The organism is Streptococcus mitis ATCC 6249, assembly GCF_000146585.1.
In the GTDB taxonomy this organism is placed as follows: Bacteria; Bacillota; Bacilli; order Lactobacillales; family Streptococcaceae; genus Streptococcus; species Streptococcus mitis_AZ.
The window spans coordinates 12,154-28,055 of sequence record NZ_GL397179.1; the positions used below are offsets into that span (position 1 = coordinate 12,154).

The 15,902-nt window shown below is 43.2% G+C and carries 15 protein-coding genes; 14 read left to right on the plus strand and 1 reads right to left on the minus strand.

The window, feature by feature from the left end; genetic code table 11:
• Positions 1 to 11: 11 nt before the first annotated feature.
• Positions 12 to 1,022 carry a YeiH family protein gene (locus HMPREF8571_RS02110; RefSeq protein ID WP_004239544.1) on the minus strand — a complete coding sequence of 337 codons (1,011 nt, stop codon included), beginning with the start codon at positions 1,020 to 1,022 and terminating at the stop codon, positions 12 to 14.
• Positions 1,023 to 1,171: 149 nt separating this feature from the next.
• On the opposite strand from HMPREF8571_RS02110, the gene HMPREF8571_RS02115 reads away from it, so the two are divergent.
• The 14 genes from HMPREF8571_RS02115 to purF all read left to right on the plus strand — a co-directional run bounded on the left by HMPREF8571_RS02115 (position 1,172) and on the right by purF (position 15,716).
• Positions 1,172 to 2,341 (plus strand): pyridoxal phosphate-dependent aminotransferase, encoded by a 1,170-nt coding sequence (locus HMPREF8571_RS02115; RefSeq protein ID WP_000366322.1) that lies wholly within the window; start codon positions 1,172 to 1,174, stop codon positions 2,339 to 2,341.
• Complete coding sequence (gene recO / locus HMPREF8571_RS02120; protein WP_000616147.1) at positions 2,338 to 3,108, plus strand: DNA repair protein RecO; 771 nt, start codon at positions 2,338 to 2,340, stop codon at positions 3,106 to 3,108. The genes HMPREF8571_RS02115 and recO overlap by 4 nt, the downstream gene beginning before the upstream one ends.
• Positions 3,105 to 4,097, plus strand: a complete 993-nt coding sequence (gene plsX / locus HMPREF8571_RS02125) for a phosphate acyltransferase PlsX (protein WP_000717428.1) — start codon at positions 3,105 to 3,107, stop codon at positions 4,095 to 4,097. The genes recO and plsX overlap by 4 nt, the downstream gene beginning before the upstream one ends.
• Positions 4,098 to 4,100: 3 nt before the next feature.
• Complete coding sequence (locus HMPREF8571_RS02130) at positions 4,101 to 4,337, plus strand: acyl carrier protein (RefSeq protein WP_000182270.1); 237 nt, start codon at positions 4,101 to 4,103, stop codon at positions 4,335 to 4,337.
• Between the two features lie 439 nt (positions 4,338 to 4,776).
• Positions 4,777 to 4,965: a class IIb bacteriocin, lactobin A/cerein 7B family gene (locus HMPREF8571_RS02135; protein ID WP_000180817.1), complete on the plus strand. Its 189-nt coding sequence runs from the start codon at positions 4,777 to 4,779 to the stop codon at positions 4,963 to 4,965.
• Between the two features lie 17 nt (positions 4,966 to 4,982).
• Positions 4,983 to 5,150, plus strand: coding sequence for a bacteriocin (locus HMPREF8571_RS02140; RefSeq protein ID WP_000415688.1), 168 nt, complete (start codon positions 4,983 to 4,985; stop codon positions 5,148 to 5,150).
• A gap of 9 nt (positions 5,151 to 5,159) precedes the next feature.
• Entirely contained in the window at positions 5,160 to 5,348 is a 189-nt protein-coding gene (locus HMPREF8571_RS02145) for a hypothetical protein (RefSeq protein WP_000722240.1), read from the plus strand.
• A gap of 24 nt (positions 5,349 to 5,372) precedes the next feature.
• A complete protein-coding gene (locus tag HMPREF8571_RS02150; RefSeq protein ID WP_000869798.1) occupies positions 5,373 to 5,591 on the plus strand; it encodes a hypothetical protein in 219 nt (72 codons plus the stop codon).
• On the plus strand, positions 5,584 to 5,778 hold the full coding sequence (locus HMPREF8571_RS02155) for a hypothetical protein (protein WP_001080065.1): 195 nt from the start codon (positions 5,584 to 5,586) through the stop codon (positions 5,776 to 5,778). The genes HMPREF8571_RS02150 and HMPREF8571_RS02155 overlap by 8 nt, the downstream gene beginning before the upstream one ends.
• A 164-nt stretch (positions 5,779 to 5,942) precedes the next feature.
• Positions 5,943 to 8,096: a peptide cleavage/export ABC transporter ComA gene (gene comA, locus HMPREF8571_RS02160; RefSeq protein WP_000668310.1), complete on the plus strand. Its 2,154-nt coding sequence runs from the start codon at positions 5,943 to 5,945 to the stop codon at positions 8,094 to 8,096.
• A gap of 12 nt (positions 8,097 to 8,108) precedes the next feature.
• Positions 8,109 to 9,458: a competence pheromone export protein ComB gene (gene comB / locus HMPREF8571_RS02165; protein ID WP_000801574.1), complete on the plus strand. Its 1,350-nt coding sequence runs from the start codon at positions 8,109 to 8,111 to the stop codon at positions 9,456 to 9,458.
• A gap of 168 nt (positions 9,459 to 9,626) precedes the next feature.
• Entirely contained in the window at positions 9,627 to 10,334 is a 708-nt protein-coding gene (purC, locus tag HMPREF8571_RS02170) for a phosphoribosylaminoimidazolesuccinocarboxamide synthase (protein WP_000038497.1), read from the plus strand.
• A 201-nt stretch (positions 10,335 to 10,535) separates the two neighbouring features.
• Positions 10,536 to 14,261: a phosphoribosylformylglycinamidine synthase gene (locus tag HMPREF8571_RS02175; protein ID WP_001042273.1), complete on the plus strand. Its 3,726-nt coding sequence runs from the start codon at positions 10,536 to 10,538 to the stop codon at positions 14,259 to 14,261.
• Positions 14,262 to 14,273: 12 nt separating this feature from the next.
• Positions 14,274 to 15,716, plus strand: coding sequence for an amidophosphoribosyltransferase (purF, locus tag HMPREF8571_RS02180; protein WP_000220660.1), 1,443 nt, complete (start codon positions 14,274 to 14,276; stop codon positions 15,714 to 15,716).
• Positions 15,717 to 15,902 lie beyond the last annotated feature (186 nt).

Here is a 15,902-nt window from a genome sequence, read left to right on the forward strand (position 1 = left end):
TACCTTTTGTGTTAAAAAATACCAATCAAAACTTGCATGCCAAGACTGGTAAGGATGATGGCAATCCAGCAAAGGCCTCCAAGAAGAATGGACTTGCCGCTGGATTTGATCAATCCAATGAGATTGGTTTTGAGACCGATGGCGCTCATGGCCATGACGATAAGGAATTTGGAGAGTTGCTTAAGAGGGGTAAAGATACTACCGGACACACCGAGAGAGGTAAGGAGAGTCGTTAAGAGAGAAGCCAAGATAAAGTAAAGGATAAAAAGTGGGAAGACTTTTTTTAGTTGGAAACCCTGGCTATTTTTTTGTTGGCGACTTTGCCAGTAGGAGAGAAAGAGCGTGATAGGAATAATGGCAAGGGTGCGTGTGAGTTTAACAATGGTTGCAGACTCAAGGGTATTGGTCTGATAAAGACTGTCCCATGCGCTGGCTGTGGCCGTTACAGAAGAAGTATCATTGACCGCAGTTCCTGCAAAGAGGGCGAAGCCTTCATTTGATAGGTGAAGCCAGGTTCCTAGAGTTGGAAAGATGAGTGCCGCTAAGACATTGAAGAAAAAGATAACGGAAATGGCTTGGGCGACTTCTTTTTCCTTGGCATGGATAACGGGTGCTGTCGCAGCAATGGCAGAACCACCACAGATCGAAGACCCCACTCCAATCAAGGTAGCCAGTTTAGTATCCAAAGCAAAAAAGCGCTGGAAGAGGTAGGCAACAATCAAGGAAATCGAAATGGTGGAAAGGATAACAGGGAGCGAAGATTGCCCGACTGCGAATACTTGCGAGATATTGAGACCAAAACCGAGCAAAATAACGGCATATTGAAGTAATTTCTTGGAACTAAAGGTCAAGCCAGCATCCAGTTGCTTGTAGGAAGAGAGAAAAGGATGGAGGAGCATCCCCGCAAAAATCGCAAAGACAGGTGCACCCACGACGGGGAAAAATCCTCCCAGGAACCAAGATACGATAGAAATGAGAAGGCAGGCCAAGATTCCTGCTCCATTTTTTGATAAAAATGACATATAAACCTCCGAAATAAGCACTTATTATTATAGTCCTGTCGAGAAGAAAAGTAAAATAGAAAGTGAAAATTCTTGATTTCAGATGGATTTTGCGGTCAGGGAGCTTTTGTAGTATAATAGTACTATGTTCTGTAAGTAAGGGGGTATCTATGGACTTAACCAAGCACTTTAATAAACAATTAGATAAGATTCAAGTGTCCTTGATTCGTCAGTTTGATCAGGCCATTTCAGAGATCCCTGGAGTTCTGCGTTTGACCTTGGGAGAGCCTGACTTTACAACGCCAGATCATGTCAAGGAGGCAGCCAAGCGAGCGATTGACCAGAACCAGTCCTACTATACAGGGATGAGCGGTTTACTGACCTTGCGTCAGGCAGCTAGTGATTTTGTAAAAGAAAAATACCAGTTGGACTACAATCCTGAAAATGAAATCTTGGTTACTATCGGAGCGACAGAGGCTTTATCTGCTACTTTGACAGCTATCTTGGAAGAAGGAGACAAGGTTCTCTTGCCAGCTCCTGCTTATCCAGGCTATGAGCCTATTGTCAACCTAGTTGGGGCAGAGATTGTCGAGATTGATACCACAGAAAACGGCTTTATTTTAACACCAGAAATGTTGGAGAAGGCCATTTTGGAGCAAGGTGATAAGCTCAAAGCAGTTATTCTTAATTATCCAGCCAATCCGACAGGAATTACCTATAGCCGGGAGCAGTTGGCAGCCTTGGCAGCCGTTTTAGGCAAGTATGAGATTTTTGTTGTCTGTGATGAGGTTTACTCAGAATTAACCTATACAGGCGAAGCCCATGTATCTCTGGGAACTATGCTGAGAGATCAAGCTATTATTATCAATGGCTTATCTAAGTCCCATGCCATGACTGGTTGGCGTTTAGGCTTTATCTTTGCTCCTGCAGCTTTCACAGCTCAGTTAATCAAGAGTCACCAGTACTTGGTAACTGCCGCAAATACCATGGCCCAACATGCTGCAGTAGAAGCCTTGACCGCTGGTAAAAACGATGCAGAGCCTATGAAGAAGGAATACATCCAGCGTCGAGATTATATCATCGAAAAGATGACTGCTCTTGGTTTTGAGATTATCAAACCAGACGGTGCCTTCTATATCTTTGCTAAGATTCCAGCAGGTTACAATCAAGACTCCTTTGCTTTTCTCAAGGATTTTGCCCAGAAGAAGGCTGTTGCTTTTATCCCGGGTGCTGCCTTTGGTCGCTACGGAGAAGGCTATATCCGCATTTCTTATGCAGCCAGCATGGAAACAATCAGGGAGGCCATGAAACGACTTGAGGAGTACATGAGAGAAACATGATCCAGTCTATAACGAGTCAAGGTCTCGTGCTCTACAATCGTAACTTTCGGGAGGATGATAAGCTAGTCAAGATCTTCACCGAGCAGGCTGGGAAGCGCATGTTTTTCGTCAAACACGCTGGTCAGTCTAAATTAGCTCCTGTTATTCAGCCCTTGGTACTGGCACGATTTCTCTTGCGAATCAATGATGATGGACTCAGTTACATTGAGGACTATCATGAGGTGATGACCTTTCCCAAAATCAATAGCGATCTCTTTGTCATGGCTTATGCGACTTATGTTGCGGCTCTTGCAGATGCTAGTTTGCAGGATAATCAGCAGGATGCTCCCTTGTTTGCCTTCTTGAGAAAGACTCTAGAGTTGATGGAAGAGGGTTTAGATTATCAAGTTTTGACCAATATTTTTGAAATTCAAATCTTGAACCGATTTGGAATTGGGCTCAATTTTAATGAGTGTGTCTTTTGCCATCGGGTAGGTCAGGCCTTTGATTTTTCTTTCAAATATGGAGCCTGCCTCTGTCCAGACCATTACCATGAGGACGAGAAACGTTGCCATCTGAATCCCAACATCCCTTATCTGCTCAATCAATTTCAGGCTATTGATTTTGAGACCTTGGAGACCATTTCACTCAAGCCTGAAATCAAGCAAGACTTGCGCAAGTTTATGGATCAAATCTATGAAGAGTACGTCGGGATTCATCTAAAATCAAAAAAATTCATTGATTCCCTAGCCGACTGGGGACAATTACTAAAAGAGGAAGACAAATGAAAAAAATCGCAGTAGATGCTATGGGGGGCGATTACGCACCTCAGGCCATCGTTGAGGGTGTCAATCAAGCCCTAGCTGACTTTTCAGATATTGAGATTCAACTCTATGGAGATGAAAGTAAGATTAAGCAATATCTAACAGCGACAGAGCGTGTCAGCATTATCCATACGGATGAGAAAATTAACTCAGACGATGAGCCGACAAAAGCTATCCGTAAGAAGAAAAATGCCAGCATGATATTGGCGGCCAAGGCAGTCAAAGAGGGAGAGGCAGATGCTGTTCTTTCCGCAGGAAATACAGGTGCCTTGTTGGCTGCAGGATTCTTCATCGTGGGTCGTATCAAGAATATCGACCGACCTGGACTTATGTCAACATTGCCAACTATAGATGGAAAAGGCTTTGATATGCTTGACCTCGGTGCCAATGCAGAAAACACAGCCCTGCACCTCCACCAATACGCTGTCCTAGGTTCCTTCTATGCCAAGAATGTTCGTGGGATTGCAAAACCACGTATTGGTTTGCTTAACAACGGAACAGAAAGCAGCAAGGGAGACCCGCTTCGTAAGGAAACATACGAATTGCTAGTAGCTGATGAAAGTTTGAACTTTATCGGAAACGTGGAAGCGCGTGATCTAATGAATGGCGTTGTGGATGTTGTCGTGACAGATGGTTTCACGGGAAACGCAGTGCTCAAATCTATCGAAGGGACAGCCATGGGAATCATGGGCTTGCTTAAGACAGCTATTACAGGTGGTGGGCTTCGAGCAAAACTTGGTGCTCTTCTCCTTAAAGATAGTTTGAAAGGTTTGAAAAAACAGCTCAACTATTCAGATGTTGGAGGGGCAGTCTTGTTTGCCGTCAAAGCACCTGTTGTTAAGACTCATGGCTCAAGCGATGCCAAGACTGTGTACAGTACGATTCGCCAGATTCGTACCATGCTAGAAACAGACGTAGTTGCTCAGACTGCGCGTGAATTTTCAGGAGAATAACAGATGACAAACAAAGAAATTTTTGACCGTATCGTGACTATTATCCAAGAAAGACAGGGAGAAAACTTTGTCGTAACAGAAGCCTTGAGTCTGAAGGACGACCTCGATGCAGACTCAGTGGACTTGATGGAGTTCGTCTTGACGCTAGAAGATGAATTTGGAATCGAAATCAGCGATGAGGAAATTGACCATCTTCAAAGTGTAACAGATGTAATCGAAACCATTAAAGGTAAAATATAGCCGAAAGCAACATGCAAGTCATGTTGTTTTTTCATTTGCAGAAAAAAGAAAAACGTTAAAATTTTTAGTAGAAATTGCGAATAAAGAGACGAGAAAGAAAAAAGGAGGATTATCTATGTACGTGACCGGTTTTTATCCCTGGCTCATTAAGTGGTTTTTAAAATAAAAATGAATAAGTTGTTCATTTTCGAATTGTTTTTCGAATAGATAGGTAAGAAGAAAAGAAAGGAGACTACGCGATGTATTTACCAATCTTATTACCATGGTTTATCAAATGGTATTTGAAATAAATGAAATTTACCTGTTCATTTTAAATCACTTCTCGAATAGATAAGTGAGAAGAACAGGGAGGAAAAAGATTTCAGTAATTTACCAATATGGTTTTTAAAATGGTTTAAAGCCTAGAGACCATAAACTAAAAAAATAAAGGAGAAAAAAGATGACAAATTTTGACAAAATGGAACAAAACTTTGTAGCTCTTACTGAAGAAGAGTTGATGGATGTGGATGGGGGAGCATGGCCGATTGTAGCTTGGGTGATTGCTAATCCTGTGACAGCAGCTAAAATTGCTGGTGGAATTACTGCAGTAGGAATTGCAGGTTATAATTATGTGACGGGTAGATGGTAATAGAAGGAGGAGATGATATGGAAAAATCTATTTTAGAATTTGAAACAATGACTGATACGGACTTGCAGGAAATTCAAGGGGGAGCCTTTCCCCTTCTTATCCCTGTGGCAGTCGGTTTTGTAAAAGGATTTGTATATACAGGTGGAGCTATTTTAACAACTCGAGCACTCTTTTCAGGTAAATAGGAGTCTGCTATGAAAAAAATCTTATTAGGATTTGTTGAGGGGTATTTTGTCATATCGATCATTCTTTATATCGCAACGTATATGATTATGAAAAATCCGATTAATACCCTGTTTTATCCAGAAACCTATCCAATTCTGCTTGGTCTGTTTTATGTAGGATACAAGTACAAAACAAAAGAAAGTACGATTGGGAATTGATGGACCATCAGATTGGAGTTTGGGATGAAAGTTGTTCAATTACTAGGAAAAACTTGGCCAGAGACCACTGTATTATTTAGCTCGATGGCTTATCTAATTATTAGAATCGTGGCTGATGTAAACAAAATAAATCTACCTACATGGTTTGAATCTTTTGATATACCTACGATTTCCTTGTTTTTAGTGGTATTTATTTTATTGTATCGGGGCCAAGGAGAAAGAAAAGGAGAAAAGAATGAATAGAATTGTAAAATATGTTCTACTATTCACTTTCCTATTTTTAATGAATATTTTCAACTTTACGATTCTAGCAACTCTTGGCTTTCAGCTAACAATGAGTGAAAGTAGTTATATGGTGCCACCTGTGTTTGCGTTTATCGTTTTATACGCTATTCACAAAAGAAGTGGGGAAGGTAAGAAATCTGTGTAATTGAATATTCTAGGCAGGACTCTTGTTCTGCCTATTTTCTTTGGCAAAAGTGCTGTTCAGGTGAGAATATTGTTTTTTCAGAAATAATTCCCTTCTTTCTTTCTTGTTTGGTTAAAATAATCTTACAAAGTTTTTAAGAGATTATTAGGAAAAAGGAGATGAATATGAAATTTGGGAAACGTCATTATCGTCCGCAAGTGGATCAGATGGACTGCGGTGTAGCTTCATTAGCCATGGTTTTTGGCTACTATGGTAGCTATTATTCTTTGGCTCACTTGCGAGAATTGGCCAAGACAACCATGGATGGGACAACGGCTTTGGGCTTGGTCAAGGTGGCAGAGGAGATTGGTTTTGAGACGCGAGCAATTAAGGCGGATATGACGATCTTTGACTTGCCAGATTTGACTTTTCCTTTTGTTGCTCATGTGCTTAAGGAAGGAAAATTACTCCACTACTATGTGGTGACTGGGCAGGATAAGAAGACGATCCATATCGCTGATCCAGATCCCAGTGTTAAGCTGACCAAGATTTCCCGTGAGCGATTTGCGCAAGAATGGACAGGAGTCAGTCTCTTTATGGCTCCGTCTCCAGACTATAAACCCCATAAGGAGAAAAAACAGGGGCTCCTATCCTTCTTGCCCATCTTACTCAAACAACGTGGCTTAATTACCAATATCGTCCTAGCGACACTCTTGGTAACCCTGATTAATATCGTGGGCTCTTATTATCTGCAGTCTATCATTGACAGTTACGTACCAGACCAGATGCGTTCGACCTTGGGCATTATCTCAATAGGACTAGTCATCGTCTATATCCTCCAGCAGATTTTGTCTTATGCGCAAGAATACCTCTTACTTGTTCTGGGGCAACGCTTGTCTATCGATGTGATTTTGTCCTACATCAAGCATGTTTTTCACCTGCCAATGTCCTTTTTTGCGACACGCAGGACAGGAGAGATTGTATCTCGTTTTACAGACGCTAACAGTATCATCGACGCGTTGGCGTCGACCATTCTTTCGATTTTCCTAGATGTGTCGACGATTTTGATTATCTCGCTTGTCCTGTTTTCACAAAATATGACGCTCTTTTTCATTAGTCTGCTTGCGCTTCCCATCTATACAGTGATTATCTTTGCCTTTATGAAGCCTTTTGAAAGGATGAATCGTGATACCATGGAAACCAATGCGGTTCTGTCTTCTTCTATCATCGAGGACATCAACGGTATTGAGACCATTAAATCTTTGACTAGTGAAAGTTCACGCTATCAAAAGATTGATAAGGAATTTGTAGCTTATCTGAAAAAATCCTTTACTTACAGTCGGGCAGAAAGTCAACAAAAGGCTCTGAAAAAAGTTGCTCAGCTCGTGCTTAATGTTGGTGTTCTCTGGATGGGAGCTGTTCTGGTCATGAATGGGAAAATGAGTTTGGGCCAGCTGATTACCTATAATACTTTGCTTGTTTACTTTACCAATCCTTTGGAGAATATCATCAACCTGCAAACCAAACTTCAGACAGCGCAAGTTGCCAATAACCGTCTGAACGAGGTCTATCTGGTAGCTTCGGAGTTTGAGGAGAAGAAAACAATCGAAGATTTGAGCATGATGAAGGGAGATATGACCTTTAAGCAGGTTCACTATAAGTATGGCTATGGTCGTGACGTCTTGTCGGACATCAATTTGACCATTCCTCAAGGCTCTAAGGTAGCTTTTGTGGGGATTTCAGGATCAGGTAAGACCACCTTGGCCAAGATGATGGTTAATTTCTACGATCCAAGTCAGGGAGAGATTAGTCTGGGTGGTGTCAATCTCAATCAGATTGATAAAAAAGCCTTGCGCCAGTACATCAACTATCTGCCTCAACAGCCCTATGTCTTTAACGGAACGATTTTGGAGAATCTGCTCCTTGGAGCCAAGGAAGGGACGACGCAGGAAGATATCTTACGAGCAGTTGAATTGGCTGAGATTCGGGAGGATATCGAGCGAATGCCACTGAATTATCAGACAGAATTGACTTCGGATGGGGCAGGTATTTCTGGGGGGCAACGACAACGAATCGCTTTGGCGCGTGCTCTTTTAACGGATGCGCCTGTTCTGATATTGGACGAGGCGACTAGTAGTCTAGATATTTTGACGGAGAAGCGGATTGTTGATAATCTCATGGCTTTAGACAAGACCTTGATTTTCATCGCCCACCGCTTGACCATTGCTGAGCGGACAGAAAATGTTGTTGTCTTGGATCAGGGCAAGATTGTCGAAGAAGGCACCCATGCAGACTTGCTTGCACAGGATGGCTTTTACGCCCATTTGGTCAATAGCTAGAAAGAGGAGAAGATGAAACCAGAATTTTTAGAAAGTGCGGAGTTTTACCATCGTCGTTACCATAATTTTTCCAGTCGCGTGATTTTACCCATGTCGCTTCTGCTCGTGTTTCTGTTTGGATTTGCAGTTTTTGCAGAGAAGGAGATTAGTTTGTCTACTAGGGCCACTGTCGAACCTAGTCGGATCATTGCTAACATCCAGTCGACTAGCAATCAACGGATTGTGGCAAATTATCTGGAAGAGAACAAGTTGGTCAAGCAGGGGGAACTACTCGTTGAGTACCAGCAAGGGGCGGAAGCTGTTCAAGCTGAAGCATACGCCAATCAGTTGGAGATGTTAAAGGATCAAAAAAAGCAGTTGGGTTATTTGCAATCCAGTTTGAAAGAGGGGAGTGACCAATTTCCAGAGGCAGATAAGTTTGGATACCAGGAGATGTTTCGAGACTATCTCAGCCAAGCTAGTAGTCTTAAGAGCAATGTTTCTCAACAAAATGCCAGCATCTCTTCTCAAAATGTAGCCGCAAGTCAGAGTCAGGCTGAGATTGGCAACCTTATCAGTCAAACACAGGATAAAATTCGAGATTACAAAACAGCTAAGTCGGCGATTGAAACAGGAGCTCAACTAGATAGTCAAAATGCAGCCTACTCATTTTATCAGACCTATAAAAACCAAGGTGAAGAAGATCCGCAAGCTAAATCGCAAGTTATTGCACAGGTGGATGCACAAATCACCCAGCTAGAGTCTAGTTTAGCTACTTATCGTGTGCAGTATGCGGGATCTGGAGTTCAACAAGCCTACGCAACGGGACTGGATAGTCAACTTGAATCCCTCAAGTCTCAGCACCTAGTCAAAGTCGGTCAGGAATTAACCCTTTTGGATCAGAAAATTTTGGAGGCAGAGTCGGGTAAGAAAGTCCAAGGAGGCCTGCTGGACAAGGGGAAAATTACAGCAAGTGAGGATGGGGTGCTTCACCTTAATCCTGAAACCAGTGATTCTACAATGGTTGCAGAGGGGACATTGCTAGCCCAACTCTATCCATCCTTGGAAAAAGAAGGCAAAACTAAACTCACGGCTTATCTTACTTCAAAAGATGTTGCAAGGCTCAAGGTCGGTGATTCTGTCCGTTTCACTACAAGCAAGGATGGTAATAAAGAGCTCGTTCTTGTTTCTGCGATTACGAATATTGACGCGACAGCTACCAAGACTGAAAAGGGCAATTTCTTTAAAATAGAGGCGGAGACCAGTCTGACTCCTGAACAGGCAGAAAGTCTTCGCTACGGTTCAGAAGGACGTTTGACGCTAATCACAGGGAAGAAAAGCTATTTGCGCTATTATTGGGATCAATTTTTGAACAGAGAATAATGTTCGTCTTTTTTCGAGATAACTGATTGAAAAACTGTAAGACAAAGGTGTTTTGCAGTTTTTTCTTTACGCAACAAGTACTATTTTGTTAATAGTTCGTAAAAATCTTGAATTTTTGTTTGTTTTGTGGTAGAATGTGCTCAAGTAATACGAAAGGCGAACTTTAAAATGTCAAAAAAACTGATCTATTCGGGAAAAGCCAAGGATATCTATACAACTGAGGATGAAAATCTCATTATTTCAACTTACAAGGACCAGGCAACTGCCTTCAACGGTGTCAAGAAGGAGCAGATTGCGGGCAAAGGAGTCTTGAATAATCAGATTTCATCTTTTATTTTTGAGAAATTAAATGCGGCTGGTGTAGCGACTCACTTTGTGGATAAGCTTTCAGATACAGAGCAACTCAATAAAAAGGTGGAGATTATTCCTTTGGAAGTTGTGCTTCGCAACTACACGGCTGGTTCCTTTTCAAAACGTTTTGGGGTGGAAGAAGGTATCGCATTTGAGACTCCAATTGTAGAATTTTACTATAAAAATGATGATTTGGATGACCCCTTTATCAATGACGAGCATGTGAAATTCCTTAAAATTGCGGATGACCAGCAGGTTGCTTACTTGAAAGAAGAAACCCGTCGTATCAATGAACTCTTGAAAGCTTGGTTTGCTGAGATTGGTCTTAAGTTAATCGATTTTAAACTGGAATTTGGTTTTGATAAGGATGGCAAGATTATCTTGGCAGACGAATTTTCGCCAGATAACTGCCGACTGTGGGATGCTGACGGTAACCACATGGATAAGGATGTTTTCCGTAGAGGTCTAGGTGAATTAACTGACGTCTACGAAATTGTCTGGGAGAAATTGCAGGCTTTGAAATAAGCTGTTAGAAACAGAAAACCTTCGTCTCTCAGATGTAAGGACTCAGGCTGAAAAGGTCCCTCGGACCTTTACACTCTGTCGTTGCTTGGGAGAACTAACAGATGTTTACGAGATTGTCTGGGAAAAGTTGCAAGGTTTAAAATAACACCTTCAAGGTCATTGTGGAACATTGCAAAAGCTGAAATAAAGGAATAAGAATTGATGAATAAACGTATTTTTGTTGAAAAGAAGGCTGATTTTCAGGTCAAGTCAGAGAGTTTGGTGAGAGAACTCCAGCATAATTTAGGACTTTCAACCTTGAAAACTATTCGTATCATACAGGTTTATGATGTCTTTGATTTGGCAGAGAACTTGTTTGCGCCTGCAGAAAAACATATCTTCTCTGAGCAGGTGACAGACCATGTATTTGACGAATCGGCTGTGCAGGCTGATCTTGCTAACTATGCTTTCTTTGCCATTGAAAGTTTGCCAGGACAGTTTGACCAGCGTGCAGCTTCTTCACAGGAAGCCTTGCTTTTGCTGGGAAGTTCGAGTGACGTGACGGTCAACACAGCACAATTGTACTTGGTTAATAAAGATATTGATGCGACTGAGTTGGAAGCGGTCAAGAACTACCTGCTCAATCCAGTGGATTCTCGTTTCAAGGACATCACGACAGGAATTGCCAAGCAGGAATTTTCAGAGTCAGACAAGACTATTCCTAAATTGACTTTCTTTGAAAGTTATACGGCAGAAGACTTTGCCCGCTACAAGGCCGCGCAAGGGATGGCCATGGAAGTGGATGATTTGCTCTTTATCCAAGACTACTTCAAGTCAATCGGGCGCGTGCCGACTGAGACGGAGCTCAAGGTTTTGGACACTTACTGGTCTGACCACTGCCGTCACACGACTTTTGAGACGGAGTTGAAACAGATTGATTTCTCAGCTTCTAAATTCCAAAAGCAATTGCAAGCGACTTATGACAAGTATATTGCCATGCGTGATGAACTAGGTCGGTCTGAAAAGCCACAAACCTTGATGGATATGGCGACTATTTTTGGTCGTTATGAGCGTGCTAATGGTCGTTTAGACGATATGGAAGTGTCTGACGAAATCAATGCATGCTCGGTTGAAATCGAAGTGGACATTGATGGTGTCAAGGAACCTTGGCTCCTCATGTTTAAAAACGAAACCCACAACCACCCAACGGAAATCGAACCATTTGGTGGAGCGGCTACTTGTATCGGTGGAGCTATTCGTGACCCATTGTCAGGGCGTTCTTATGTCTACCAAGCTATGCGTATCTCAGGTGCTGGTGATATTACAGCACCGATTTCTGAAACTCGTGCTGGGAAATTGCCACAACAAGTCATTTCTAAAACAGCAGCTCATGGTTATTCTTCATACGGGAATCAGATTGGGCTTGCGACGACCTATGTTCGTGAGTACTTCCACCCAGGCTTTGTAGCTAAACGCATGGAGCTTGGTGCCGTTGTCGGTGCGGCTCCAAAGGGCAATGTCGTCCGTGAAAAACCGGAAGCTGGTGATGTGATTATTCTCCTTGGTGGCAAGACTGGACGTGATGGTGTCGGTGGTGCGACAGGTTCTTCTAAGGTTCAAACAGTTGAGTCTGTAGAGACTGCTGGAGCTGAGGTTCAAAAAGGGAATGCCATTGAGGAACGCAAGATTCAGCGCCTCTTCCGTAATGGTGAGGTTACCCGCCTCATCAAGAAATCCAACGACTTTGGAGCGGGTGGTGTCTGTGTGGCCATCGGTGAATTGGCAGACGGTCTTGAAATCGACCTTAATACAGTTCCTCTTAAATATCAAGGTTTGAACGGTACAGAAATTGCTATCTCTGAATCACAAGAACGGATGGCTGTGGTGGTTCGACCTGAGGATGTAGATGCCTTCGTTGCAGAATGTAACAAAGAAAATATTGACGCTGTTGTGGTTGCGACAGTGACTGAAAAACCAAATCTAGTCATGCACTGGAATGGTGAAACGATTGTTGACTTGGAACGTCGTTTCCTTGATACAAACGGTGTGCGTGTCGTTGTCGATGCCAAGGTTGTGGACAAGGATGTCAAACTCCCAGAAGAGCGCAAGACAAGTACTGAAGCCCTTGAAGCTGATACTCTTGCGGTTCTATCTGATCTTAACCATGCAAGTCAAAAAGGCTTGCAGACCATCTTTGACTGTTCGGTCGGTCGTTCAACGGTCAATCACCCACTTGGTGGTCGTTACCAACTCACACCAACTGAGGCATCTGTGCAGAAATTGCCAGTTCAACATGGAGTGACTCATACTGCGTCTGTTATGGCGCAAGGATTCAACCCTTATCTAGCAGAATGGTCTCCATACCACGGTGCTGCCTATGCAGTAATTGAAGCGACTGCTCGTTTGGTGGCTACTGGTGCCAACTGGTCTAAGGCTCGATTCTCTTACCAAGAGTATTTCGAGAGGATGGACAAACAAGCTGAGCGTTTTGGTCAGCCAGTAGCAGCTCTTCTAGGCTCTATCGAAGCACAAATCCAACTTGGTTTGCCATCTATCGGTGGTAAGGACTCCATGTCTGGTACTTTTGAAGAATTGACGGTACCGCCAACCTTGGTTGCCTTTGGGGTGACAACAGCAGATAGCCGTAAGGTGCTTTCTCCTGAGTTCAAGACTGCTGGTGAAAACATCTACTACATCCCAGGTCAAGCCCTCTCCGCAGAGATTGATTTTGACTTGATTAAGAAAAACTTTGCTCAGTTTGAAGCCATCCAAGCTGGCCACAAAGTAACATCTGCATCAGCTGTTAAATATGGTGGTGTCCTTGAAAGCTTGGCTCTTGCTACCTTTGGGAACCATATCGGTGCAGAGGTGACCTTGCCTGAACTTGAAACAGCTTTGACAGCTCAATTGGGTGGATTTGTCTTCACATCTTCTGAAGAAATTGCTGGAGTAGAGAAGATTGGACAAACGAAAGCAGACTTTACACTCGTTGTCAACGGTGTGAAGCTAGATGGACAGAAACTTGACAGTGCCTTTCAAGGGAAACTGGCAGAAGTTTACCCTACTGAATTTGCCCAAGCTAAAGAACTGGCAGAAGTTCCAGCTGTCGCTTCTGAAGTAGTTGTGAAATCTAAAGAAGTTGTTGAAAAACCTGTGGTTTACATCCCAGTATTCCCAGGAACCAACTCAGAATACGATTCAGCCAAGGCATTCGAAAAAGAAGGTGCAGAGGTCAACTTGGTGCCATTCGTGACACTCAACGAAGAAGCCATTGCCAAGTCAGTTGAAACCATGGTTGACAATATCGGCAAGGCTAATATCCTATTCTTTGCAGGTGGCTTCTCAGCTGCGGACGAACCAGATGGATCAGCTAAGTTTATTGTCAACATCTTGCTTAATGAAAAAGTGCGTGCGGCCATTGATAGCTTTATTGCTCGTGGTGGTTTGATTATCGGTATCTGTAATGGATTCCAGGCCTTGGTCAAATCAGGTCTTCTTCCATATGGAAACTTTGAAGATGCTAACAGTACCAGCCCAACCCTCTTTTACAATGATGCCAACCAGCACGTGGCCAAGATGGTGGAAACTCGGATTGCCAATACCAACTCACCATGGTTGGCTGGAGTACAAGTGGGCGATATCCATGCCATCCCGGTATCGCACGGTGAAGGGAAATTTGTCGTGACGGCTGAGGAATTTGCAGAGCTCCGTGACAATGGTCAAATCTTTAGCCAATACGTTGACTTTGAAGGCAGACCAAGCATGGATTCTAAGTACAATCCGAATGGTTCGGTAAATGCCATCGAAGGAATTACCAGCAAGAATGGTCAAATCATCGGTAAAATGGGACACTCAGAACGTTATGAAGACGGTCTCTTCCAAAACATTCCAGGAAATAAAGACCAGCACCTGTTCGCGTCGGCTGTGTGTTATTTCACAGGGAAATAAAAGGTATAAAAAATGACATACGAAGTAAAATCTCTTAATGAAGAATGTGGTGTTTTCGGTATCTGGGGACATCCAGATGCTGCTAAATTAACCTATTTTGGTCTCCACAGTCTTCAGCACCGTGGTCAGGAGGGGGCGGGAATCCTCTCCAATGATCAGGGGCAATTGAAGCGTCATCGTGATATGGGGCTTCTATCAGAAGTGTTCAGAAACCCAGCTAATTTGGATAAACTGACTGGAACGAGCGCGATTGGGCATGTTCGTTATGCGACTGCTGGTGAAGCTTCTGTGGATAACATCCAGCCCTTCCTTTTTCGCTTTCATGATATGCAGTTTGGACTTGCTCATAACGGAAACCTGACCAATGCTGAATCGCTCAAGAAAGAATTGGAACAAAGAGGAGCTATTTTCAGTTCAACTTCGGACTCGGAAATCTTGGCCCACCTCATTCGTCGGAGTCACAATCCGAACTTGATGGGTAAAATCAAAGAGGCGCTCAGCCTTGTCAAAGGTGGATTTGCTTATATCCTGCTGTTTGAGGACAAGTTGATTGCTGCGCTTGATCCTAATGGCTTCCGTCCACTTTCTATTGGGAAAATGGCAAACGGAGCGGTGGTGGTTTCGTCAGAAACCTGTGCTTTTGAAGTCATCGGTGCTGAGTGGATTCGTGATGTAAAACCAGGGGAAATTGTAATCGTAGATGACAATGGGATTCAGTACGATAGCTATACGAATGATACCCAGTTGGCGATTTGCTCTATGGAGTATATCTACTTTGCCCGCCCTGACTCTAACATTCATGGTGTTAATGTCCATACAGCTCGCAAACGTATGGGGGCCCAATTGGCGCGTGAGTTCAAGCACGAAGCAGATATTGTGGTCGGTGTGCCAAATTCCTCACTCAGCGCAGCTATGGGATTTGCAGAAGAATCTGGTCTGCCAAATGAAATGGGTCTCATCAAAAACCAATATACCCAACGCACCTTTATCCAACCGACTCAAGAATTGCGGGAGCAAGGGGTGCGGATGAAACTGTCTGCTGTTTCGGGCGTTGTCAAAGGCAAACGTGTGGTGATGGTGGATGATTCCATTGTTCGTGGGACAACCTCTCGCCGTATCGTTCAGCTTTTGAAAGAAGCAGGTGCGTCTGAGGTTCATGTTGCCATTGGTAGTCCAGCGCTAGCTTATCCATGTTTTTACGGGATTGATATCCAGACGCGTCAGGAGCTGATTGCGGCCAATCATACGGTCGAAGAAACTCGCCAAATCATTGGTGCGGATAGTCTGACCTATCTTTCTATTGATGGCTTGATTGATTCTATCGGCATCGAAACAGATGCGCCAAACGGTGGCCTCTGTGTAGCTTACTTTGACGGCGACTACCCAACTCCTCTCTACGACTATGAGGAAGAATATCGTAGAAGCTTGGGGGATAAGACCAGTTTTTACAAATAGACGGATAAAGACTCTCCATGAAAGGAAAGGAAGAGAAGATGACAAATAAAAATGCTTATGCTCCACGTCTCGCTACTGACTAAAAGCTAAAGCATTTGTCAGTAGACGCTTTGCCTTATGGGACCAAAGCTAGAGCCCTGACTAGTATTTTTAGATAAAATAATTGTTTATCTAAAAATACGTCGC